Raw genomic sequence first — 24,820 nt, 5'->3', positions numbered from 1 at the left:
CCTATTATTTAATGGCGTAAAGATCAAGATTTTTACATGAATATTCTACTAACAGCGAGATAAATAGTTGTTTGAAGTAACGAGTAGTTATACCAGTCCGCATAGAAGTTTACCCACTCAGCATGACTGTCAGACTTTGTGGCTAGGCTTGGTATTAGAGCGTATTTATCTTTGTAAGACGTTTAAGCAATCTGAAAAACTCAACAAATTCAGACTAAGAAAATAAGAGATTAAGATTAAAAAGAAAGGGCAAAATTGATTGCACTGCAGTAAGAGTAACTTCTAACTGCAGTGCTAAAAAAGCGCGAGGTTATTGTGAAGTTATTGAGTCACGAATGATTTCAATTTAATGTCACCTTGCTCATCGCCATCTTTAAACTGTTGAAGTCGCACTAGTGCGTAGTTCAAAGATGGAGCAAACCATGCGAAGGTTTCTCGTTTTTTTGAATCGCGAATTAGCTTAACTTTCACAGTTTCTATTTTTCCATAGGGCAGCGATAGCGTTTCATCATCGATAACTTCAACACCGTAATGCCTTAATTGACCGCGATAGTTCACAAACTGATAATCGAGTGAGGTTTCACCTTTGGCTAGCTGTTTGGCCAAATCTAAGCGATAAAGTTGATTATCGAATTCGCCCTGCCATTCAAATGTCTCTCCATTGTCGACGCTTATTTTTCCTTCTCCTTGATGGCTAAACGTTACCTTCAATGCTTTGTCTGGACCCGTACCCGAGCGATTGTAAAAGTATTGAGAGGGAATAACGCTGTTGTCATCAATGGTGAAAATGGAATGCTCACTGCGTTTATCAGAAAGAAAAAACTTTGAGACCTTAGACGTATACAGTAGCGAATATTGGTTCTCTCCAAGCTGGGAGAGTTCAATATTAGCTTCACCTACATCATCACCCCACTTATATGCGGTGTATGTGGCTTTGTAGGGGGTAAAAGAAAATGCCTCATCAGCATAAGTGGCCACTGACAATGTCAGTAGCGCACATGCCGCGAGCGGTTTAGTCGCTCGCATAACCAGATTCTGGAAGTTCTTGATCATCTAATACTGCCTTATTATTGCGCATCATCAATCTGCCTTCACTGAACCAAGACAGCACAAGTGGGTAGATACGGCGCTCTTGTTCTTGAACACGCTCAGCAAGGTCACTGGCTGTATCATCCTCAAAAACCGGCACGCGACTTTGAATGATAACCGGACCGCCATCGAGTTCGGGGGTAACGAAATGAACACTGACTCCATGTTCTTCGTCGCCATTGTCGATTGCTCTTTGGTGCGTATTCAACCCTTTGTACTTTGGCAACAAAGACGGGTGAATGTTCACTAATTTTCCAGAAAAACTATTTACGAACTCTGGCGTAAGAATTCGCATAAAACCGGCAAGAACAACACAGTCAGCTTCAAATGCGTCAATTTGTTCCTTCAGTGCTGCATCGTAGCTCTCGCGATCGTCATAGTTCATATGATCTAAGCATACTGCTTCAATACCAGCTTCTTTAGCCCGCTCTAAGCCAAAAGCATTGGGGCGATTACTGATAACACCAGCAATCGTAGCATTGAGACGTTGCGCTTTTATTTCATCGATGATGGCTTGCAAGTTACTGCCATTACCTGAAATTAACACGCATAATTTGGTAACCGGTTTACTCACGCGTTGATCTCTACTTGTTCGTCGCCGTCTTTCGCAGCAATGTCACCAATTAGCCACGCATTTTCGCCATGCGCTTTTAAGATACTTACTGCGTTATCAGCATCGGCTTCGTCTACAACAATAACCAAACCTACACCACAGTTAAATGTGCGATACATCTCGTGGCGCGTAACGTTTCCGTTCTCTTGCAACCAAGAAAAAATGGCAGGCCATTCCCACGTGCTTTCGTCAATAACTACCTTGGCATCTTCAGGTAATACGCGAGGGATGTTTTCCCAGAAGCCACCACCTGTAATGTGTGATATTGCGCTTACTTTAACGGTTTCTAATAAGGCAAGAACCGATTTAACGTAGATACGCGTAGGTTCGAGTAGGTGGTCAATAATTGGCTTGTCGTTAAGTGTTTCATTTACGTCAGCGCCGCTTACTTCAATGATTTTTCGTACCAACGAATAACCATTAGAGTGAGGACCCGAAGAACCAAGAGCAATAAGCTTTTGTCCTGGTTTAACATTGGTGCCGTCAATCACATCATCAGCTTCTACCACGCCAACGCAAAAACCGGCAATATCGTAATCGCCGTCGTGATACATACCCGGCATTTCAGCTGTTTCACCACCAATTAGCGCACAACCTGCAAGTTCACAGCCTGCGCCAATACCTGTAACAACGGATGCAGCAACGTCAACGTCTAGTTTGCCTGTTGCATAGTAGTCAAGGAAGAATAGGGGCTCTGCACCTTGAACAATAAGGTCGTTTACACACATAGCCACCAAATCGATACCTACGCCATCGTGGCGGTTTGCGTCCATAGCAACACGTAGTTTCGTACCCACACCGTCTGTGCCAGATACAAGAAGAGGCTGTTTGTATTTTGTTGGAAGCGAACACAATGCGCCGAATCCACCTAAATTACCTTTCACCTCGGGACGGTGAGTTTTTTTGGTAACAGATTTAATACGTTCAACAAGTTGATTTCCTGCGTCGATATCAACGCCTGCATCTTTGTAACTTAAAGAGGTTTTATTTTCGCTCACGGTTGGGCCCTGGAACTAAGAGGTAGAAAAACGCGGATTCTACCAGTTAGTAGGCACAAGTCCAATTTGTCACCGAGAATTTATGGTCTTTTTTATGGTTTCTACATAAATATTAGTTGAGCAAACATGATAGTGATGTGTAGTTGTGTATTTTAATCAGTTGCTTAGTCCTATTTATCGATTAATTCACTTCAAAAAACTGTCAGATACGAATTGTACTGTAGTATTGCTTCACACTTTGGAGTAGTTATTCAACGGGTTTACAATCTTTTTCATTTTGTGGGTGAAATTAAACCCAATTTAAAAGAGAATGGAGATAGATCGTATTGACATTTGCAGCCTGAAATTTCCTTGGAATAAACAAAAAGTGTACCGCAAAAGTTAACACACTCTAGTATTCGGCCCTCGTCATCAGTATTAGGTTTGGCTGACTTAACAAGAAGTAGGTAAGGATTTGCTTTTAAAAAAGTTCACTGTTCTCAATTTGATGAGACTCAAAAAACGAAAGAGAAATAGTTCTTCTCGGACTGCTATTGCTTTTAGATCACTGACAGTTTCTATTATCGTAATTTTGAACCTTGTAACCTCTGTCAGCGCGACACAACGAGTAGTGGTCAATGAAGCGCGTATTCTTGTTGAAGATCAAAGTCAGCGAACCCAGCAAAGAGCGCTGAAACAAGCTTTGCGACAAGTCTTTGTGAAAATGTCTGGTAGTGAAGATGTTCTTGATAATCCTGGTGTTAAAGCTGCGCTAGTATCACCTGACAAACTGTTGAGAGCATATCGCTTTGCGTTTGAAAATGAACTTACTTACTACGTTGCAGAATTCGACGAGGCGAAATTGACAACGCTATTGCAGCGAGAAATGTTACCACTATGGGGCGACAGACGTCCGGAAACGATAGTTTGGATTGCGCAGCAAATCGATGATACATCAAAAGTAATATTGGATGAATCCCAGCCAAGCCCCGTAAAGAAATCATTAACGCAAACGGCTAAATCACGCGGCGTTCCCTTAAGCCTTCCGTTAATGGATTTGACCGATAGCGTAAATATCACTACCTATGATATTTGGGGGCGCTTCATTGAGCCGCTTAAAGTTGCCTCGGTGCGCTATGGTATCGATAACATTATTGGTGCCCGTATTTATCGTAACGATAGTGAACATATCCCCGATATTCCAGAAAATCCTGTAGAAATTGACACTCAAGAAAACGTTGACCAAGTAAACTCGAGCGAGCAGCGTGTTGATCGAGACGCAAGATTTAACGAAATTGACTTGACCCTTATTGATGAGCTTTATACCCAAGAACAAAATGAGCTCGAAGCGCCTGAGTTTTTCGTGAGCCAGGGGGGGGTAAGGAATTGGGCAATCGCCAGAAACTCCCAGAACATTGCCATTTACGATGGATGAATTTGCAGAGTATGCCAAACGCACTAAAGAAGGAGATTACGCCCTTGATTGGGTGTTTATTGGTGGTAGTGAGGTGAGTCAAGGGAGTATTTACGGTGAGTCACCCGAGGGGCTTGCCAAGCAACTGGTAGATTCCTACTCAAATTATCTCTCTTCACTTTATGCAGTAGTCGGTGTCGAGGAATCTGCACGCAAGATAATGACTATTTCTATAGCCAATATAGGTTCGATAGCCAATTACGCTAGTGCAAAAGAATACTTAAATAGCTTAAGCGTAATTGAGGATGCGACGCTTACCGCACAAGCGGGCACGGTTGCAACTTTTTCGTTAACACTCGTTGGTACAGTAGATGACTTGCTAAACAGCCTACAATTAGAAACCAAGTTGCGCTTAGTAACCGACGCCAACGGCGAAGCTGTGGATGGTTACAGTTTTTATTGGAGTAACTAGCTTCCATGCAGCTGCCTTTACCTGTGACATTACCTGTCGATGAAAATTTCGAAAGCTTTGTCGCGAAAGGCAATGAAGAAGTGGTGGCTATACTACGTGCTATTGTTGACGCGTTACCACAGTGGCGTCAAGCCCCTGAGTTAGGGCATTTAGCACAGTTGCAGTTACCTCTTGTCACCTTGTTAGGGGCAAGCGCAGTAGGTAAAAGTCACCTGTTATTTGCCACCTGCCATCAATTGGCTAAAAGCGCAGTAAGCCACTTATATCTAAACATGAATAACTATTCGGCGTGGTCGCATGATATTTTTGACGGGCTAGAAGACTTGTCATTGATTGCGCTGGATAATATTCACGCTATAGCGGGTGAGCTTGAATGGGAAGAGGCTCTGTTCGACCTTTTCAATCGGGTCATCGAAACAAAAAGGACAGTTGTACTGTGTTCAAGTCATTTGGGGCCCTCAAACCCCGCATTTACATTACCTGACTTGCGCTCAAGGCTTGCCTGGGGTGTGATTTATCATGTTAATCAGCTAGATGACAACGGTAGGGAAGAAGCGGTGCGCCTTCGGGCTGATGAACGCGGGTTGGCGCTGTCAAAACAAGCACTGCAATTCTTACTTCATCACAGTGAAAGAGATTTAAAGAGTTTGATGTCATTATTGGCGCGCCTTGATAAGCGTTCATTACAAGAGCAAAAACGCCTTTCAGTGGCTATGGTTAAACGCGAACTCGGTATCTAAACCCGGATAGTGATAAGTCAGATAGTGATTAGAAGGCAGCGATTAGAAATAGCGAAACAGAATGGAACGCGTTATTAGCAAAAAGGGCGCTTTCGCACCCTAATTTTACCCAATAATCATCTCTTCTTATGAAACTTAACGGCGTCAAACTCTTCAGCAACGGAAATAGTTTTTCCATTTCTATGCTGGGTGCTCAAGTTTGCAGGTACATCACTTACAGAGCCGTCTTCAACGAAACCGCTAACCAGTGTGCCGTTAGCCGAGTTACTATTTGCTGATTGGGTTCCAAAAGACGCTGTATCGCGCCAACGCACCCCTTCCGGCAGCAAAAGCGGAGAGGGCAGATTATTTTGGATCTCAGGCACGTTTAAATGAGGAAAAATTCGCGTCACAGCATAGTTAATGCGCTGCTTCACCTTGTCATCATTTACGCGGTTGCGCTGCCCCCAAGTTAATGCTGTTGTACCATTATCTATGGCTTCTTGAGTAAACACGCCTACATCTGAATCTACATTTAAGCGGTAAAGCATCATGAAGCGCTCAAATAAGGTGGCGATATCCTCGCGTTCTGTAAAATATGAATAAAATGATACTGCACCATCTTCCTCAAACCAATCAGCTACCTGGCGAGCAGTGTAGGTACGCTGTGTAGACGTTGGATCTACTCCTCCATAGCGGACATCAGCTAATGCGTGAAGCTCTGCAGAAGTCAACGGTAATGCTGAGGTTAATCCCGTTGAGATAGGCGCTGCATCATTGTATGCCGATAAGGGACTTTCGCTAGAAGATAATGATGCCCACTCAGTGTAGTCAAAAAAGTCATTAGCGTGTGCTAGCTCGTGGTACAGCAACCATGTCAATGCTGCTTCTACTTCATTGTTAGTACGTGGCAGGCGGTCTGCCGCGTTAAAACTTGTCAAAATTGGGAAGTAATACGCCCCGTCTTTTACGTAACGCCACGTTGTCGTAAAGTTCAAATCATTGCCGAAATTGCTTCTGTAATCAGGACGAGTATTGAGTGTGTCGCGCTCTTCTGGCGTGCGCCAGAAATTGTTTGCGTCTAAATAGATAGCACCAGTGGCTACCCAGTAAAACGATGGGCGAACCTCGTATGAAATCACCACGGCTGTTGTGGCTCGTAACAGGTCGAGCATGTCACCTTGGCTGTCAGATGTTTCTAAAAATTGCTTAAACGCGTCGCCCATCCAAGGATGAGACACATATGTGCGATCTAAGATGTCGTCGATAGTCGGGTTTTCAGTAACTTGGCCTATTAGTGGCAGTGTAGAAAAACGGCAACTTTCATCTACGGTATTGTTATAAACACACTGAGAAAGTGCATTGGCATAAGGGCTGTCAGCACGATAAGGTTGCATGTGACTGGAAACCGTTTCAAGCGTACCGCCATCGTCATTAACGAAAAAGCCATTGGCGTCCATTGCAATGTCTTTAACGAGTACTTGCGCCACATCACTCACCTGTTGGCCGTTAGATAGCGTTATTGTAGCTTCTATGTCGATGATACTGTCTGTGGTTACACGGGGAGCTTGAAAAAAGATGTTGTATGAAAATGCACCATCATCAAAATCAATCGCATTAGCGGCAGGCCCACCCACTTGTCGCCATTGAATATTTGCTACGCTAAGTTCGCCATGTCTTTTTAGATCTACGCGCAATGAAACCCTTCCGCCTTCCGAGGTCTCATGGCCTAATCTGACTGTGGCAATAGGGGAAGTATCTTCTGACACTGACAATTGCATTGAATCCGTTAATTCTACGCCATTGTCTAATGTTGCTTGAACGTCGATGGTGTAGTCACCACTACTAGGTACATCGAAACCAATGGCTTGAGTATGCGATGCCAACGGTTGTTGGGTTAATCCCGTTACTTGCCATGAAATGGTGCTTATTCGCCTGTTTACCGGAGCAGCAACCACAAAATCAACGCTATCACCAACAACAGCCGTCTCGGGCCCTTGTATGCTTATGCTTGGCGGTGTGCTTGGATTAGTGGGAGCAGGGGAAGCTGGTGAATCGGAGCCTGAGCCACCGCAGGCACTCAGAAACGAACACAATAAACCCGTAATGAATAGATTTGACCAGCTTCTCATTGTCATTTTCCTCTATTTTTTACCTTCAAAGTACGCCTTTTCGTCTTTCATTTCGTCTTTGAGTTTTTTTAAACCTAGGCCAAGTTCGCGCCCTCGTTTTCTGGCAAAAGCACTACACCCGATAAACATCGTTGTACTCAGAATAATCTCAATAGCAGCATACCAACGCTCTGCTTGAACCGCGTAAACAACCGTGCACCCGTGGATAAGGTAAAATAACACAACGAAATTCGCCCATGCGTGCGTGTACGGTTTGCCTTTTAATACACCCCAATAAGGTAACAATAAAGGCAAAATATAAAATAAAACAATAAATAACGTTGAATAACTGTACGTTGTAGTAAATGTAAATTGCCAAAGCGTTACCCAAACAATCAGTAACGTGTGGCTAATGAGTGCAAGATAGCGAAAAAAACGCGTATCTGATGCCATATTAAATCTCCGAAGTGTCTTTTTGACTAAGCTGACGTGCAAATTTTGCTAGCCTTTTACCTTGCGCAATACAAAGGGCTTTTTCATCAGGGCTCAACTGGTTGGCATGGGCTAAATTGTGATTGGCAACATGCGTAACACCGTATGGGCTTCCACCGCTTATTGTGTTGTGTAATTCAGGTTCGCTGTAGGGGAGGCCGCATAACACCATGCCGTGATGTAGCAAAGGTAACATCATAGAAAGTAATGTTGATTCTTGGCCCCCATGCATTGAACTTGACGATGTAAACACGCATGCCGGCTTATCAATAAGTGAACCTTTCAGCCACAAGTTGCTAGTAGAATCGAGAAAGTGCTTCATAGAAGCGGCCATGTTACCAAAGCGAGTTGGACTACCTAACGCTAATGCACTGCATTGTTCCAATTCTTGTATGCTAACCACGGGGGCAAGAGCGTTGTGCGCCGCTTCTCCATCGTCTTCTTTATTTAAACTAGCAACCGTGCGCAAAATAACAGGAACATTTTCCATACTCACTCCCTGTGCAATGGCATCAGCTAACCGCTTAGTGCTGCCATGACGACTGTAGTAGAGAATGAGAACCGGTGACATTATAAAATTTCCAATACTGACTCAGGTGGACGACCAATTCGCGCGCTATCTCCTTTAATCACAATAGGACGTTCAATGAGTTTCGGTGTTTCTGCCATGGCGTTGAAGAGCGCTTCTTCAGTCACACTACTATCGCCTAAGTTTGCAGCTTTATACTCTTCTTCTTTTATACGCATCATGTCGCGAACAGATTCAATATTAAGTTTTTTAAAGATGGTTTTTAGTGCATCCACACTAAGAGGCACTTTTAAATATTCAACAACGTGAGGGGTTACACCGTTTTCTTCTAATAATGCCAATGTCTGTCGGCTCTTAGAGCAACGTGGGTTGTGAATTATAGTTACGTCAGTCATGTGTACTCTCGTAATTGGATGTGTTGGATTTATAAAAGGCGCAGACTATTGCGTTTTTATTCTTGAATTTCAAGCAGTATACCTGCATTTAAACATTGTTTTTACACAAACGCCTCTGGCAGTATGAGAAAAAACATAACGACAACGAGACGCTAAAGTGAATGGATTAATTCAAAAGTGCGCTGTAGTAATTACTATAGTAGCAGCTGGTATTGCAGGGTGGTTGGCGTATCAAAGCACACAATACGACTTTCAGACCTTAGACGGTGAAACTTATTCATGGAACAAGCTGCATGGCGAGTGGACCGTGATCAACTATTTTGCGCCTTGGTGTGCGCCTTGTTTACGTGAAATGCCAGAATTAAATACGCTTAGCCGAACCTTGCCAGCGCATACTCGCCTTTTTGCAATTAATTACGACAGACAAAGTCGTGAGCAAATTGATGAAATGGTGCGTAAGTTCAGTATAGACGTGCCTGTGATTGTTGCAGAAGATACCACACGACTGCCCATGCAAAAGCCTCCCTATTTACCCGCAACGTTTATTATCGGGCCAGATGGTGATGTGGTAGATACCATCATGGGTGAGGTAACCGCTGAAGGAATTAAGCACCGCCTTGCGCAACTGAAAAGCGGTGCTAGTTAACAGTCAAACCGTTTTAAATAAAATAAGTAATCGATATCACTTATTGATTACTTTATTGATTGTTTTACTGAGTATTTAGCGAACCCTATGTTTGTTACAAGCGCTCTAAGCGCTCTTCTTGATCTCTAAGCTGTTTGATGCGCGCGCGAATCCGCTGTTTTTGTAAGTGATCATCACCAGCAAAATTATAGGCGTATTGTAATTCATCAACGGCTCGGTTATACGCCCCGTAAAGTGCGTAGACTTCTGCCTTACTTTGATGCATTTGTGAAAAGCGCTTTGCTTTTTGATAGGCTTCGCTCATAAGCTGATGAGCAATTTGATAATCTTTCTTAATCAATAGAAAATCTTTAAGCAATGTTATTGCTTCGTCGAATTTCTGAGCACTGATATACGCGTTGGCTTGGTTTAAGGCTAATACCTGATTGCGCGGATTTAACTTAACGTGGGGTTGAAGCATCTCTATCGCTTGCAATGCCTTGCCTTGCGAAAGGTATATGTCAGTCATGGCATCTAAATAAAAATAATTGTTCTCATCACCAGCAAGTAGCTCATCCATTATTGCTTTGGCTTCATCCATTTTGTCAGCGCGCATATAAGCAAGGGCTAACCCATATAAATTGCCTTCTTTGCTGCGCTGAATATTCTGTGCAACAGCGGCCTCAAAGTATTCAACAGCATAATCGTCGTCAAACGAATAACGCGCTTTAATGCGCGCTTTGGCCAATTCAAACTGTTTGTTAATGGGTAAGTACCGGCGAGGGTAGTCATCGGCTCTAACTCGTGCATCGGCAATACGGGTTTCGGTTAATGGGTGAGTAAGCAGTCGCGCTGGTGGACGAGATACCATTCGATATTCTTCGGCCATGGTTGAAAAGAATGACGCGGCACCGCGCGGGTCGAACCCCGCACGTGCTAGCATTGCTATACCGATACGGTCAGCTTCTTGTTCATTTGAGCGGGTGTAGTCAATTTGTAGCTGCGCAGATGCAGCCGAACCCGCTTGCATAGCTGCCATACCTGCTTGCGGATTAGCAATTGCAATTAGAATACCACCAAGTAGTGATGCCAATGCCAAAGGTGAGGATCGTTGTTGTGCTTGCATTCTGCGAGCAATATGGCGCTGAGTAACGTGTGAAATTTCGTGCGCCAGCACTGACGCTAATTCACTTTCATTTTCGGCGCGGCGCATAAGACCGGTATGAACCCCAATATGCCCTCCAAAAAAGGCAAAGGCATTAATAGCGTCATTGTTTACCCAAAAAAACTCGAACGGAAACTTGGCATTTTCAGCGTGAACTACCAGTTTGTTGCCTAAATCTTGTAGGTATTCGTCTAGAACAGGGTCGGAAATTATAGGACTTTGCCCGCGCATTTGGCGCATAACAGCATCACCAATAATCATTTCTTTGTCTAAAGATATGGCATCAGATGCCACAACACCAATTTCCGGCAATGCATTTTTGTCGTTGTAATTGGCATCTTGTGCCACAGCAGCCAGACTCGCTGTGAGCATTAACGAAATGAAAACTAACGGCACGGAGAGCTTTTTTATCATGAACCTACATTTATAGTTACATTGTAATTCTTAACTGCTTAGAGGCCTAAGTGGTTAAACAGTTTCAATTTTTTATCGCGTGTTTTCGACATAATGCCGCAGTCAGCAATGATATACTACCTAATCAGCGCTTAAATGGTGACGTTGAACGCAAAATACAAAGCCACCATACACAACCAATAACATCATACCAGTTTGATTTTGAAAGATTCTTGGGTCTATCGTATTGCTAATAGCTAGGCCAATCAACTATGATGCGTATCCTATTCTTTGTAATCTCTAGGTTTAGCTATGTTCAGCGTTTTTGGTCGTTGGTACCGACGCAAGTTTTCTGATCCTGATGCAGCCATGCTGCTCATTCTCATATTATTAACCACCACAGTACTATTGTTGTGGGGTGGGTTAATTATGCCCGTACTTGTAGCTGCCGTAATCGCGTATTTACTCGACTGGCCAATTACGCGCCTAGTCAATATTGGTGTTGGGCGGACGCTTGCGTGTGTGGTTGTATTGTCTGGGTTTATCACAATTGTGATCTTGATGCTGGTAGGTTTATTACCTGTAATATCGAAGCAAAGTGTCAACCTTATTCAAGAAACACCACTTATTTGGCAAAAAGCCCAAGAATGGATTTTAACACTGCCAGACAAATACCCTGACTACGTGCAGGTTTATCAAATCCATCAGATGATGGAAGGGTTAAATGACCGACTCGTTGAAGTGGGACAGACACTTATTTCTGCGTCATTTAGCAACATCGCCAATGTGGCAGCCTTATTGGTGTATGTCATTTTAGTGCCATTGATGGTGTTTTTTATGCTAAAAGACAAACTGTTCTTCTTAGAAAGTATTTCTCGCCTGTTACCGAAAGAGCGCCGTTTGATCACTCAAGTGGGCCATGAGATGAATTCGCAAATTGCCAATTATATTCGCGGCAAAGTTATCGAAATAATCATTGTAGGTGCGGTAAGTTGTGTCACATTTGTGCTGATGGATTTGCGCTATGCTATGTTGCTGGGGGTACTGGTCGGTTTTTCAGTGTTGATACCCTATATCGGCGCTGCTGTGGTCACTATTCCTGTTGCTGTTGTCGCCATGTTTCAGTGGGGCATCTCGCCAGAGTTTTGGTACTTGATGATTGCATACGGCATTATTCAAGCGTTAGACGGTAATTTACTTGTGCCTTTACTATTTTCTGAAGCAGTGAGTTTGCATCCGCTATACATCATTATTGCTGTTCTCGTATTTGGAGGACTATGGGGTTTTTGGGGCGTATTTTTCGCTATTCCGCTTGCCACGCTGGTAAAGGCAGTGATCACCGCATGGTCGAGTAACCCCGTTGAGGTTAGTGAACAAGCCAGTTAGCCAAGCCTTATTCCCCAAATTATTAGAGCGCCTCTCGTTCATCATTCTCGTAGGCGCTTTATTTTTGCGTTTTTGTTTTCAGCGTTGAAGCCCCTCTACTTTCTGACCATTTTTCTGTAGTGATGAGGTGTGTTACCAGTCCACTGTTTGAATGCTCGGGTAAATGCTGAGGGCTCAGTGTAGCCGAGCACACTGGTAATCTGTTCAATACTAAGTTGATCGTTTGCCAGTAGGTTTAGCGCTTTATCTCGCAAGTAGACGGCTTTTAATTTTTGAAATGTCACATTTTCTGCTGCTAACTTTCGCGATAGCGTTCTTATACTCGTATTGAGACTTTTGGCTACTTTATGCATTGACGTTGAATCAAGCATTTGCATTGCATTTAGGCAGGCTCCGCTAATATCTATACTTCTTGAGCCATAGTCCATGTACTGAAACCAGAGTTTAGGTAGCTCACTTACATACCCATTTAATTCTTGCAGACTTCGTCTGCATGGTGATTTTAAAAGTGTGTTGGGTATCACGAGCTCAGCAAATTCGCAGTTGTATTCAATTTTACCACCGAATAAAAGTGGGTATTCATTAGCATGTGTAGGCGCTTTGAATGGTAATCGAACTTGTTCAAGGTGAACTCGCTCGCCAATGAGCCAACTAGGAAATCGATGCCATATTAATAACGCCAGTTCGCATAGAATAACGCTCGCATTACCATCCTTCGCTTTGATGTGAAATCGAACGCGGGTAAAACGGTCACCCTCTATCAATTCCAATGACAATTGTGTTGTCATTACTTTTAATGCGCGAGCGGTACTCTTATATATTTCATACAAATTTTGGCTGTGGATCGCGTTGCGTGCTAACAGTAAAAAACTCCCCATCGGCAATGCGTTTTCAGAGAGCCCAAGAAATTCATCGTTCATGTCTTTAGCAATCGATTTGATCACGCTGCTTAACTGAAAAGGAAGAATTCGGGCTCGAGGCGACATCAATAGCGCTTCGCTTAAAGCACCCCTTTGAATGGCACCTTGCATTACGGCTTCACTATCTACACTGCGCAGTATGGCATTAACAAAGTGAATGGAAATCGTATGGTTGTGGTGCAATGCTCATCTCACAATGTGATTGGTGATATAGAAAATGTTACTAAAGTGTAACCGTTGTGGCCTGAAATGTTAAGAATTTGTCTGGTTATATCATTCATGAAATAGGGGTATTTGATTATTCTCAGGCATAACTTTAAGAATAATTTGAGCAAAGGCATAGCAATGACAAATAACGATGAAGAGTTAGGCATTTTCCGAGACATGACGTTACGTTTCTTGCAGTCAGAAATAGAACCTTTCTATGAAGACTGGGAAGAACAAGAAGCAATGCCAAAATCGATTTGGAAAACTATGGGTGAAGCTGGCCTGTTAGGTATAGATTTACCTGAACAATATGGTGGCGCAGAAGCGCGCATAGACGTTACGCAAATGATCATGTTTGAAATGGCGCGCATGTGTTTCGGTGGCTTGGCATCTGGTTACAATATTCACGCTAATATTGTTATGCCTTACATTCTTAACTTGGGTACTGAAGAGCAAAAGCAACATTGGTTGCCAAAAATGGTTACAGGCGATGTTGTTGGCGCACTAGCGATGACAGAACCGAGCGCCGGAAGCGATGTGGCAGCTATGAAAACCCGCGCAGTTCAAGACGGTGACGAATGGGTAATCAATGGCTCCAAGATTTTTATCACTAATGGCATTCACGCAGACTTAGTGGTTGTTTGCGCAAAAACAGATACGAGCGCAGGTTCAAAAGGCATTTCATTATTTCTTGTGGACACCACACTACCTGGTTTCTCTCGAGGCAGTAAACTTAAGAAAATAGGCCAACACAGTAGTGATACGTCAGAACTCTTTTTCGATGATCTGCGCGTTCCGGCCAACAGTTTATTGGGGCAGTTAAATAAGGGGTTTATTCACCTAATGACGGAATTGCCTCGGGAGCGTTTAGGATGTGCAATTCAAGCCATTGGCGCTGGTGATGGCGCTATTGAAGCCACTGTTGATTATGTGAAAGATCGTCAAGTATTTGGCCAGTCAGTAGCCAAACTTCAAAACACCCGATTCAAACTTGCTGAGCTTAAATCACAACTTGAGCTTTGCCGAGCATATTTTAATCAGTGTTTTGAGAAGTTTAAACGAGATGAAATGACAACCGAAGATGCTGCGGTTTTAAAGCTAACCTCAACCGAGGCGCAGTGTAAAATTGCTGATGAGTGTTTGCAGTTGTTTGGTGGTTATGGATATACCCGAGAGTACAAGATTAGTCGCTTCTATACTGATGCCCGAATTCAGCGTATTTACGCAGGTTCATCAGAAATTATGAAAGAAATGATTGCGCGAGAATTGGTGGGCCGTTAAGAAGTTAAATAGAGAATGAACATGACAAAACACATGGGTAATGGTGTAGTTGTATTGAGCGCTGTTCGCACGGCAATAGGCGGCTTTGGAGGCAGTTTAAAAAGCTTTTCTCCAGCACAACTTGGCACATTGTGCGCCAAAGAAGCTATTGCACGCTCAGGAGTGAATGCTACTGATATAGAGTCTTCGGTAGTGGGGAAAGTAATACACAATGGGCCTGAAGATGCATATTTGGCCAGAGTAATTGGTATAGATTCAGGTTTGCCTGTAAGCAGTCATGCCGTTACGTTGAACCGTTTGTGTGGATCTGGACTTGAAGCCATACTAAGTGCAGCACAGCAGATTCAGTTAGGTGAGGTCGACACCGCACTTGCCGGCGGCGCTGAAAGCATGAGCACGTCAGCTTATACCCTAGACAGTAATCGCTGGGGCCAGAAAATGGGTAACAGTGTGTTGGTGGATGAACTCGCAGTTACCTTGCAAGATCCTTGGCATCACTACCCAATGGGGATAACGGCAGAGAACATTGCTGAAAAGTACGGAATAGACCGTGAGCGCCAAGATAATTATGCTGCCAATAGCCACCACAAAGCCAGTGCAGCAATTGAAGCTGGGCATTTCAAAGGGCAAATTGTACCCATTGAAATAAAAGAGCGTAAAGCCACCCGTGTTTTCGACACCGATGAACATGTTAGGCCAAGTACAACCGTCGAATCGATGTCGAGTTTGAAACCCTATTTCAAAGACGGTGGTACTGTAACCGCTGCAACATCGTCAGGTATAAACGACGGCGCTTCTATGTTGGTGTTAATGTCTGAACAAAAGGCCTTATCACAAGGGCTTAGCCCCCTTGCTAAGTTAGTTGGTTATGCTCGTGCTGGTGTCGAGCCTTCACTCATGGGCATAGGACCAATTCCCGCAGTCAAAAAAGTACTCGCGCAAACAGGGCTGAGTATTGACGATTTAGATGTTATTGAATCGAATGAAGCGTTCGCTGTACAAGCCCTTTGTGTAGCCGATGAACTGGGATTTCCAGAAGACAAAGTCAATCCAAGTGGGGGGGCAATTGCACTTGGTCATCCAGTAGGGGCTACCGGTGCTATTTTGACGACCAAGTGTTTACACGAGTTACAGAGAATAAATGGCAAATACGGTTTGGTAACCATGTGTATTGGCGGAGGGCAGGGTATCGCTGCCATATACGAAGCTCTATAGCTTAGTTTTCATAGACCGCTGTGTGCCAGGCCACATTAGTTGTGTTCTGGCACCGCCAAGGGAAGAGCAGTTATCTATTTCTAGATTGCCGTTATGCCAATGCGCGATGCGTTGAATTATATACAAGCCCAACCCATAACCACTACTTAACGCTTGATTGTGACCCTGTTCAAAGGGTTTCAATAAATCTTGGGCATTATTGGGTAAACCAGGGCCATCATCCTCTACTGATAACGTTATCTGGTCATTATTTTGGCTAACGCCAATAGCAATATTTTTGTCAGCGTATTTAAGTGCATTACCCAACATATTTTGAATGGCGATAGCCATGCTATTGGGTTCTGCCATTACACTCGTGCACTCGCATGTACTACTGATGTGTATATGTGAAAATGCGCTGGCCGCGGCTATCTGTTTTTCAATCAGCTTACGAATGTCCACTTCTTCTAATTGGTAAACCGCAAATTGATTTTCAATTCTTGCGTAGTGCAAGTACTGATCTAGTCGGCTTTCAATATCGTCAAGGGCGTGTTCGATCAGTTTTTGCTCTTCGCTATGCGTTGACTTATCTGGTTGAAGAAACGACATTGCAAGCACAATACGCGACAAAGGAATGCGGATCTCATGAGATAATATGCGCGATAAGTCTTGATGCAGCTGCAAAAAATGAGTGATTTTGCCCGACATTTCACTTAAGCCTTTTGCAAGCGGGTAAATACTAGAGCTCTTGTTTACAATGACAGGAATGTTATTTGGAGAATGACTGAAATTAACTACTGCGGATTGCAAGCGACGCAAATCGTCGAAAAGGGGTTTAAAGACCAGCAATAATGCAATGGCTAGTAAACTGTAAAAAGCAACGAACGCCCACTGATGACCTTCGGGCTCGTTAACAAGTGTAAAAGGCCCAATTTGACTAGCATGGTTAGTTGAGCCTGGTGACACTACATACAAGTAATGCTGTATTGTGTTGTCTTGCGTAGTTTCGCTTAGCAGTAATTGCCCGTTTTGTCGCAATGTGTTGGCAAGTGTATCAGGTAGTCCAAGCGTGCTGATTTCCATGGGACCTGTTTGAGGAGAAGTCATCACACGTGCCAATTCGCTTTGCGTTATCATCACGGCACGTTGGCTTTCTGGGAAGAACACGTCGTTGTATAGTTGGCCGAATAAAACAATCAAGCTAATAAGCAAAAGGGCACTTATCACATATAGCTTAATAAACTGCTGCCTCATGATGCTGACACATCCAGTGTCAGAGTATAGCCTTTCCCCCGCACCGACTTGATGTCGATATTAGAGCAATGCGCCATTTTTTTGCGTAATCGGCTTATCTTTAGGTCAATAGCGCGATCCATCCCATCGTATTCTCGCCCTACAATTTCTTTGAAAAGTAATTCTCGACTTACCGGCTTAGGATCATGCGCCAGTAGAAAACGCAGTATGTGAAATTCATCTTGCCCAACCTGCATATTTACATCACCAAAGAATGCTATTTCTCGATTCAAATCTAGTTTCAGTTGCCCTAGCTGCTGTTGAATGGGCTCTCTAGCATGGGTCTTACGTAAATTAGCTCTCACTCGCGCAAGTAACACTGCAGGTTTTATCGGTTTAACCAAGTAGTCACAAGCACCTAGGTTTAAGCCTTTCACCTGAGTATCGTCGCTATCCAAGGCTGTAAGGTAAATAAAAGGGCATTGAAACTGCGACTGGAGCATATGACTCAAGGACAAACCATCCCCATCAGGAAGCATAATGTCGCAGAGTATTAGGTTAGGTTGATAGTGATTGTCAGCGAGCAGCTGCACGTCTTTTACGCTATTTCCAATTTGCGCTTTAAATCCGGCATCATCGAGGAGGCGTTGGATAAGTTGTGCCAGCGGTTTGTCATCTTCAATTATTAGAATTTGCTGCATTTAAAACCCCCATCCAAAACGACGTCGTACCTTGGTTTTTTCAGGGTCGTAGCGCAATACTTTGATGACTTGTTCTGCGATGAGTGTATGCGAGTCGCGCTCTGACACTTTTAGCATAAATGAGCTATCTACGCTGAAATCTACCGAGTATTGAAACGTAGTGTGTGTTGAGAAGCATTGTTCATGATGTACCTCAAGAGCTTGAAAGCAAACAGGAAGTGGCGCATCTAGTTGCAACTGAATAGCAAGACTTAACGAACACGCGTCCTCTGTTTTTTTCTTTATACAAATATGCGGTTTAACATTTAAAACAGGGGCTGCATTTACTGTCGTTGCCGACATAATAAGAATAAGTAATAGAGAGGCGAACAAATGCTTTAAAACCATCGTGTTACACCTAAAAATCCTGACAAAAGCTCTGTGCGATCTACAATGACACTTTTGCGTAACTCACTATCAAGCTTTTCGTAAGTTAAGATTGCGCCAATGCTGGTATGTTCCGAGACCCAATATTGCACCTTAAATTTAACGTGAGTGTTCAAGAGATCATCAAGTTCAATACGTGCAACTCGCGTGGTGAATTCGTTGTCACGCTGAACGAAATAATAATTAGCAATTTCTTGGGTTTTATATGTCATCCCCATTTCACCGCTAACTTGCCACCGGCCAAAACTTTCACCTTTTAAAACAGAAAAGCGTATCTCTTGCCCATCATGCACACCGCTTACGTCTGTAAATACACCACCCGAAAATGTAGCGAATGATAAAGGCGCGGTAACCCCGAAACCGCCCATATAGGATAAGTTACGCTCAATTGGCTTTGAAGGGACAAAATCGGGAGGGGGAGGCTGGCTTGGCCGGGGCTTATCACGAATAGCAGGTTCAGCAAGAAAGCGACTGAGACCATCTAATTCGAAATAGAATCCGTCGTGGTTGAGTGTGCCAACAATATCGATAAGCACAGACTCGTTTTCTAATAGGTTATAGCCTACAGAAAAATTATCGAAGTACCAGTTGTCGGTGTAGTACTGAATATGCGGTACGACGGGAATAATGATGTTATCCAACCCTCTAATAGGTAATTGCTTACCACCAAAACCCAGTGATACTCCTAATTGAAGTTGCTCTGTCGATACACGCTCTTCTTCAGCCCAGACGGCTTGCGATATCAACAATAAAAAAACAACCCAAAACACCTTCACTTCGTTCTCCCATTTATTACTGATACTGACCACTGAAAGTTACTACTACCCTCATCATAGCCTACTTTTTACCTTTCTAACCTAAGTGCTGGAGAATGTATACCCACTGTACAAAATGCTACATAACACGGGATTAAGAGTTGTTACATTCAATGGCGAAATAACCGTCACTGCTCACGGTAAAAAGCAGATATAACAAAAAAGACAACGAGGAAATTCCAGTGAAACTCAAGCATATTGTAAGTGCAGTCGCAGCCGCTGTTTACAGCGCGGGCGCACTCAATGCTGCCACACTCAATGGCGAGTTGGCAGGCCAACTAGAAGCGGTAAATATCAACCCTGAAAGGCTTAAACAGCTTTCAAAGGACGTAAACCAACCTACTACCATGTTGCAAAACGATGGGCTAAATGTGCAATTGAACCCGCGTAAAAGTAAATTTGTAGAAGAAGCAGATTTACACGGCGAACATATCTACATTATCCAGCTCATTGATGCACCAGTTGCTGTGGCGGCTAAACAGCCTTCACACCCTCTAAATGAGGCATTGGTTGCGCTTAACAGCGACAAACCCGTATTGTTTAGCAAAGGCAAAGTAGTACATCCGGAAGCAGTTAACTACGAGAAAGCGTTGCTTAATCAACAGGCTACTGTTGTTACGCAAATTGAGCAAATTACAGGTCGAAATGAAGTACGCGAGACGTTTACTAAAGCGTTAAACGGTTTTTCTATGCGCATGACTCAAAACGAGGCACGACTCATTTCTCAAATGCCCAATGTGGCGCGTGTTGCACGCTCTAAGTCCTATGATCTTTTGTCAGACGCAGGCCCAGAGCTTATTGGTGCTGACAAAGTATGGCACGGTGAAGTGACAACAGCAGGTGTAGAGCACCGCGGTGAAAGGCAAATAATCGGTATTGTTGATAGTGGTATAAATACCGACCACCCGTCTTTCGCTGATGTAGGTGCTGACGGTTACGATCACACCAACCCGTGGGGCGCAGGTGTTTATGTAGGCGACTGTGAAGAAGATGCAGAGATTGTATCCTGTAATGATAAATTAATTGGTGTTCGTTCTTATGATGTGATCACCGATGCGTATGATGACATGATCCCTGGCTGGCCAGCGATTGGTGAAGATTACAATGGTCACGGTTCTCACGTTGCTTCAACCGCTGCGGGTAACTTATTACACGACGTTGATTACATGCTTGCGGGTACTGGCGATCAACAAGATGGCAACGTGTTAAAAGAGGATTTGTTTCCGAGACTGTCGGGTGTTGCACCACATGCGAATATCATTTCGTATCAGGTTTGTTATCCAAGTAACAATAGCGGTTATGCAGGATGTCCTGGTGAAGCACTCGTTGCAGGGATAGAAGATGCTATTGCCGATGGCGTAGACGTTATCAATTTCTCAATTGGTGGTGCTGACTCTAATGTATGGGCTGACCCTGTTCAATTAGCATTCTTATCTGCCAGAGAGGCGGGCATTAGTGTTGCTGCTGCAGCAGGCAACTCAGGTACCGGTGCATGTGGTTCAGAGTGTTTTGGTTACATTGACAATTCTTCACCATGGTTAACTCAAGTTGCCGCAACAACACACAACCGTGAAGTGGCTGTCGATACGCAAGTTGAATACGCGGGTTTCAATGATGAAGCAAACGGCAGTGAAATACCTAAGTGGGCAGAAACCGGTTTAAGCGGTGGCGCCATCAACCAACAAGACATTACTGGTGTGGTTGTTTGGGCGAAGGATTACGCTGATGAAACGGGAGCTACAGATAATAATGGCTACTGTGTTACCCCATATGCAGAAGGCACCTTTGATTTCTTCAAAGACGGTTCGCCTATTCCAGGTGCTGATACTGGCGAAACCAATGTTATTGTTGTGTGTCAGCGTCACAACCCAGACGATCCTAATGCCAATGCGCGCTTCGCTAAAGTAGACAATGTTGCAGCGGGTGGTGCAGATGGTTTTATCATGTATAACCGAGTAGCAGGTCAAGGCACTGTGCCTGAGTCTTATAGCTTACCAGGTGTTCACTTTACCTATGAACAATGGAATGGTGTATGGCCTGATGATGGCTTAGAAGATTGGGTAGACAGCTTCTCTGAAAAAGGTCACATGATCACAATTCGAGAAACGGTTATTGAGCGTCGCCTTGATGATGAAAAAGCAGACTGGCTTGCTGATTTCTCTTCACGTGGCCCTTCTTATCCTAATGAAGAAGTACTAGCGCCAGCTATCAGTGCGCCAGGTGTAAGTATTTATGCGGCATACTCTGATGAACATCCGTTTGTAGATGCGCCGTATGGTATGGATTTCTCCATGTCCAGTGGTACTTCTATGGCGTCACCACATGTTGCTGGTTCAATGGCTTTAGTGCGTCAGGTCAATCCTGAATGGAGCGCATCAGAAGTGCAATCAGCATTACTGATGACTGCTGACAATACCGTTCAATACCGCCGTCTTAATCAAGCAACGGGTGATGTTGGTCTGGCTGAAACATATCGCGCGGGTACGGGGCGAGTGAATGTCGCAAATGCAGTAAAAGCTGGCTTGGTTATGGATGAAAGTGCAGAAAACTTCCTAGCAGCAGACCCGCACAATGGTGGTACACCGCATCGCCTTAACCTGCCAAATCTCGTTGACTTTAGTTGTCAGCCTGAATGTCAGTGGGTGCGTACAGTAAAAGCAACACGAGACGGCACTTGGCAGGTGAATGTTGGTGACGTAGTTAACTGGAACTTTGATGTTCGCAACCAAGCTGCGCAAAACGGTGTAGATATTGAAGTTACACCTTCATCTTTCTCACTGAAAGCGGGCGAGACGCAGTCAATCATCGTAAAAGCGTCGATTATGGATACACAGGATGTATTCAGTAACTCGGAAGTAGAGCTGCACAGCGACATTACTTTTGTTGCTAATGATGCAGACATTCCAGATTCACGCTGGCCAGTTGTATTTAAATACGATGGTGGTGAATTGCCGTCTAGTTTGCTGATAAATGCACACGAAGATACAGGTAGCTACCAATTAAATGGTGTAAACATGCCTGCATCAGAAGCGCCATTTAGCAAAGTATATGCACCAGTTAAAGGTAACATGCGTGACATTACGCTTCCTGTTGATGATGACGGCACGTTCCCTTGGCGTTCTGGTGGTATTACTGAAACTACGGTCCTAGAAGATATGCTTGATGAAGCGACAGATGTTAGCTTTATCAGTGTTCCTGACAATGCCAAGCGTTTGATGGTGGAGGTTATTGACACCATTGCATCAGGCTTTGAAGGTACGTCAGAAGAAGGAAACCCATTAGTTTATGTAGGTTACGACTACAACGGCGACGGTATTGCACAGTCACAAGATGAAATCTTGTGTGTGTCTAACCACACCATGATCCGTAACTTCTGTAACATTAATAACCCTGAATCGGGTGATTACTGGGTAATTATCTATAACTCAACGTCGCGACGTGACACAGGGGTTGAGGAAACCTTCCGTGTTTCTTCTGCGGTAGTCACCGACGAAGTAAGTAATGCAATTGCCGTTACTGCACCAAGTAGCGATGGTTACGAGACTGTTGATCTTACTTTCTCTTGGTCGCAAGAAATGGAAGAAGGCGATGTGTATTACACAGTAGCTGAATTTGGCTCGTCGGAAGTTAATTCAGGCAACTTTGGCAAAATTCCTTTAAAACTTGTGCGTGGCAAAGATCGCATTTCAATGGATGTGGCGCAAACGAAAGCTAAAACGGGTGAGCAAATTCCTCTGACCTTGTCGGTAATGCCAAACCATACCGGTGCAGATCGTGCGTTTACGTTGACCACAACTTTGCCTGAAGGTATGACTCTTCACAGTGATAATGTAGTGAAGTCTAAAACGGCAGTTGATGTTGTAATGGACGGGCAAACATTAACCATTACTGGCACTCAACCTAATACAGCAGACGTAGAAGCAAGTTATAACGTTACTACAAACTTTGAAGATGCGATGTGTAGAACACCAAACTTTGGTCAGGCAGAACCGGGTGGTTATGTCGACCTTGCTGAATTTGGTATTCCACCTTCTCTATCTGGGTTTGACGACAACGGCTTGCCGCAGTATCGCAATGGTTACATCCTACCAATTAATGCGCTTTATAACGGTTACTACAATAGAATTAACCTGTACAACAATACTGAAGCAGTAAGCAATGGTATTTTGCAAATACGCGGTAACGGTATGGTTGATTTAACCGGTGCGCCGTTCTTCTTCCCATTCCATGACATCATGAATTTCAACGGCGTGCCGTTTGAAGTGTTAGCCCCTATGTGGCGTTCACGTTCGCCGCTTAACTTCTCTCAGCAAGACTTAATGTCGGTTGAGCTAAGCGGTTCAACAGGGATCTCTCTGGCCTCTACACAGACCGGCTGGGCAATCATTGAGTGGAATGGTGCAGCTGACTACGGTGACTTTGTGTACGACCGTACTACACGTAGTTACACTAGCACGAAACGCGACAGCTCATTTGACTTCGAAATAATTGTAAACGCAAACACCAGCTTTGCTGATGGCGATTACGAAATTTACTATGCTTACGACAATATTGACTTCGGTTCAAATGATGGTCGCGGAAGCATCGGTATTAAAGGTTTCAAAGGTCCAATTTCAGCGTTCGGCCCACTATATGGCTCTCTTAATGAACAGTTCGCTTTTGATAACCTTGATGAAGTACTACACGATGATTTAGTGGTATGTATGGATTATGTTGGTCCTGAGTCTTCGCAGTTTGAAGTAACCTTGTTTGCTGATATTGCGCGTGATGCCGCTGGTCAATCATTGACGGTTGAAGCGACCGCAAACGTTGAAGGTATGCAGGAAACAGTAATGACTCATACCATTGATGTTGCTAGCAATCTAACCTTGGCGCCGTTGTCTGATATGACTACAGAAGAAGAGACGGATGTTGAGTTTGTGGTTGCTTATGCTGATGAAACAAACACTGCCAATGAAGTACATGTTTCAGGTGAAAATGTTACGGCCATTGTTAATGGTACTAACGTTACACTTACACCTGCTGCTGATTTCTTCGGAGAAACCGAGGTAACGGTTACGGTATCTGATATTGAAACTCCAACTGATTCAGTGTCGCAAACATTCACGCTAACGGTAACTAACCAGCAAGATGCCCCTGTTGTTATGGTGTCTTCAGAAACGGTTAGCGTTGATGAAGGTGGCACGGTGACACTCGATGCATCTACGTCGTTCGATGCTGATGGTGACAGCTTGACGTTCGCATGGTCTGGGCCAGGTACTATTGATGATGCTACAGCCGCAACTATCTCTGTTACCGGGTTAGGAGTTGGAACTCACGAATTCAACGTTGAAGTATCAGATGGTACTGATACCAGTGAAGCCATCGTTACGGTTAACGTATCGGAGCAACGTGAAGTCTCAGTAAGCAGCCGTAAGTCAGGCGGGGCAATGGCATGGCTACTTAGCGTAATGGCGCTTGTCATGGTAATGCGCCGTCGTCGCAATTAGTGGTGCAGTGACAATATTATTCCCTGTGTGAAATGCTCTATTGCTAACGCTAGAGTATAGGTTGAAGCGGCTTGTGAAAGCCGCTTTTTTTATGTTTGTATATTGGAAAAAAGCGACTAGTAAAAAATTAATGTCTCAATGGCGAATTTAGTTTGGAGAACAGTTAGTGATCAA

At 43.9% G+C, this 24,820-nt stretch carries 21 protein-coding genes; 8 read left to right on the top strand and 13 right to left on the bottom strand.

All coding sequences use genetic code 11. The annotated features are described in order from the left end of the window. Positions 1-321 precede the first annotated feature (321 nt). From EYR97_RS08155 to purM, 3 genes are read right to left on the bottom strand one after another with little or no spacing between them, the layout of a single operon-like run. On the bottom strand, positions 322-1,053 hold the full coding sequence (locus tag EYR97_RS08155; protein ID WP_181409135.1) for a DUF3108 domain-containing protein: 732 nt from the start codon (positions 1,051-1,053) through the stop codon (positions 322-324). Then, complete coding sequence (gene purN / locus EYR97_RS08150; protein WP_131093348.1) at positions 1,013-1,663, bottom strand: phosphoribosylglycinamide formyltransferase; 651 nt, start codon at positions 1,661-1,663, stop codon at positions 1,013-1,015. Before purN ends, EYR97_RS08155 begins: the two co-directional genes overlap by 41 nt. Next, positions 1,660-2,700 carry a phosphoribosylformylglycinamidine cyclo-ligase gene (purM, locus tag EYR97_RS08145; protein WP_131093347.1) on the bottom strand — a complete coding sequence of 347 codons (1,041 nt, stop codon included), beginning with the start codon at positions 2,698-2,700 and terminating at the stop codon, positions 1,660-1,662. The genes purN and purM overlap by 4 nt, the downstream gene beginning before the upstream one ends. A 571-nt stretch (positions 2,701-3,271) precedes the next feature. Here purM and EYR97_RS08140 point away from each other — a divergent pair. The 3 genes from EYR97_RS08140 to hda are packed head-to-tail and all read left to right on the top strand — an operon-like array spanning position 3,272 to position 5,305. Then, positions 3,272-4,114, top strand: coding sequence for a DUF2066 domain-containing protein (locus EYR97_RS08140; RefSeq protein ID WP_242634955.1), 843 nt, complete (start codon positions 3,272-3,274; stop codon positions 4,112-4,114). Next, positions 4,107-4,565, top strand: a complete 459-nt coding sequence (locus tag EYR97_RS08135) for a hypothetical protein (RefSeq protein ID WP_242634954.1) — start codon at positions 4,107-4,109, stop codon at positions 4,563-4,565. The genes EYR97_RS08140 and EYR97_RS08135 overlap by 8 nt, the downstream gene beginning before the upstream one ends. 5 nt (positions 4,566-4,570) lie before the next feature. Next, the gene (gene hda / locus EYR97_RS08130; RefSeq protein ID WP_131093345.1) at positions 4,571-5,305 is read left to right on the top strand and encodes a DnaA regulatory inactivator Hda; all 735 of its coding nucleotides are present in this window, start codon (positions 4,571-4,573) and stop codon (positions 5,303-5,305) included. A 116-nt stretch (positions 5,306-5,421) separates the two neighbouring features. Here the strand turns inward: hda and EYR97_RS08125 are convergent, their stop codons facing one another. Genes EYR97_RS08125 through arsC form a run of 4 tightly spaced genes read right to left on the bottom strand, consistent with a single transcriptional unit; the run spans position 5,422 to position 8,811 of the window. Next, a complete protein-coding gene (locus tag EYR97_RS08125) occupies positions 5,422-7,416 on the bottom strand; it encodes a hypothetical protein (protein ID WP_242634953.1) in 1,995 nt (664 codons plus the stop codon). A gap of 12 nt (positions 7,417-7,428) precedes the next feature. Beyond that, positions 7,429-7,848, bottom strand: a complete 420-nt coding sequence (locus EYR97_RS08120) for a DUF2069 domain-containing protein (protein ID WP_131093344.1) — start codon at positions 7,846-7,848, stop codon at positions 7,429-7,431. A gap of 1 nt (position 7,849) precedes the next feature. Further along, positions 7,850-8,458 carry an NAD(P)H:quinone oxidoreductase gene (gene wrbA, locus EYR97_RS08115; protein ID WP_131093343.1) on the bottom strand — a complete coding sequence of 203 codons (609 nt, stop codon included), beginning with the start codon at positions 8,456-8,458 and terminating at the stop codon, positions 7,850-7,852. Further along, a complete protein-coding gene (arsC, locus tag EYR97_RS08110; RefSeq protein WP_131093342.1) occupies positions 8,458-8,811 on the bottom strand; it encodes an arsenate reductase (glutaredoxin) in 354 nt (117 codons plus the stop codon). The genes wrbA and arsC overlap by 1 nt, the downstream gene beginning before the upstream one ends. A 157-nt stretch (positions 8,812-8,968) precedes the next feature. Here arsC and EYR97_RS08105 point away from each other — a divergent pair, with 157 nt between their 5' ends. Beyond that, the gene (locus tag EYR97_RS08105) at positions 8,969-9,457 is read left to right on the top strand and encodes a TlpA disulfide reductase family protein (protein ID WP_131093341.1); all 489 of its coding nucleotides are present in this window, start codon (positions 8,969-8,971) and stop codon (positions 9,455-9,457) included. A 94-nt stretch (positions 9,458-9,551) separates the two neighbouring features. On the opposite strand, the gene EYR97_RS08100 is transcribed toward EYR97_RS08105, so the two are convergent. Continuing rightward, positions 9,552-11,015, bottom strand: coding sequence for a M48 family metalloprotease (locus EYR97_RS08100; protein WP_131093340.1), 1,464 nt, complete (start codon positions 11,013-11,015; stop codon positions 9,552-9,554). A 291-nt stretch (positions 11,016-11,306) separates the two neighbouring features. Here EYR97_RS08100 and EYR97_RS08095 point away from each other — a divergent pair, with 291 nt between their 5' ends. After that, on the top strand, positions 11,307-12,380 hold the full coding sequence (locus EYR97_RS08095; protein ID WP_131093339.1) for an AI-2E family transporter: 1,074 nt from the start codon (positions 11,307-11,309) through the stop codon (positions 12,378-12,380). A 95-nt stretch (positions 12,381-12,475) separates the two neighbouring features. Here the strand turns inward: EYR97_RS08095 and EYR97_RS08090 are convergent, their stop codons facing one another. Next, entirely contained in the window at positions 12,476-13,483 is a 1,008-nt protein-coding gene (locus EYR97_RS08090; RefSeq protein ID WP_131093338.1) for an AraC family transcriptional regulator, read from the bottom strand. A 162-nt stretch (positions 13,484-13,645) separates the two neighbouring features. Between EYR97_RS08090 and EYR97_RS08085 the strand changes: the two genes are divergently transcribed. Together EYR97_RS08085 and bktB are read left to right on the top strand one after the other, a co-directional pair. Beyond that, positions 13,646-14,788, top strand: a complete 1,143-nt coding sequence (locus EYR97_RS08085; RefSeq protein WP_131093337.1) for an acyl-CoA dehydrogenase family protein — start codon at positions 13,646-13,648, stop codon at positions 14,786-14,788. Between the two features lie 21 nt (positions 14,789-14,809). Further along, positions 14,810-16,003, top strand: coding sequence for a beta-ketothiolase BktB (bktB, locus tag EYR97_RS08080; RefSeq protein WP_131093336.1), 1,194 nt, complete (start codon positions 14,810-14,812; stop codon positions 16,001-16,003). Here the strand turns inward: bktB and EYR97_RS08075 are convergent. The 4 genes from EYR97_RS08075 to EYR97_RS08060 are packed head-to-tail and all read right to left on the bottom strand — an operon-like array spanning position 15,998 to position 19,118. After that, positions 15,998-17,236 (bottom strand): sensor histidine kinase KdpD, encoded by a 1,239-nt coding sequence (locus EYR97_RS08075; RefSeq protein WP_131093335.1) that lies wholly within the window; start codon positions 17,234-17,236, stop codon positions 15,998-16,000. The two genes, bktB and EYR97_RS08075, sit on opposite strands and share 6 nt — an antisense overlap. Continuing rightward, complete coding sequence (locus EYR97_RS08070) at positions 17,233-17,916, bottom strand: response regulator transcription factor (RefSeq protein WP_131093334.1); 684 nt, start codon at positions 17,914-17,916, stop codon at positions 17,233-17,235. Before EYR97_RS08070 ends, EYR97_RS08075 begins: the two co-directional genes overlap by 4 nt. Beyond that, positions 17,917-18,303 (bottom strand): DUF3019 domain-containing protein, encoded by a 387-nt coding sequence (locus EYR97_RS08065; RefSeq protein WP_131093333.1) that lies wholly within the window; start codon positions 18,301-18,303, stop codon positions 17,917-17,919. Beyond that, positions 18,294-19,118 carry a MipA/OmpV family protein gene (locus tag EYR97_RS08060; RefSeq protein WP_165478007.1) on the bottom strand — a complete coding sequence of 275 codons (825 nt, stop codon included), beginning with the start codon at positions 19,116-19,118 and terminating at the stop codon, positions 18,294-18,296. Before EYR97_RS08060 ends, EYR97_RS08065 begins: the two co-directional genes overlap by 10 nt. A gap of 221 nt (positions 19,119-19,339) precedes the next feature. Between EYR97_RS08060 and EYR97_RS08055 the strand changes: the two genes are divergently transcribed. Further along, on the top strand, positions 19,340-24,646 hold the full coding sequence (locus tag EYR97_RS08055) for a S8 family serine peptidase (RefSeq protein WP_131093331.1): 5,307 nt from the start codon (positions 19,340-19,342) through the stop codon (positions 24,644-24,646). The last annotated feature ends 174 nt before the right edge of the window (positions 24,647-24,820 follow it).

Source organism: Alteromonas sp. KUL42 (genome assembly GCF_006538325.1).
Lineage (GTDB): Bacteria > Pseudomonadota > Gammaproteobacteria > Enterobacterales > Alteromonadaceae > Alteromonas.
Note: the sequence above shows the minus strand (reverse complement) of the source record. Positions and strands in the feature narration are given on the sequence as shown.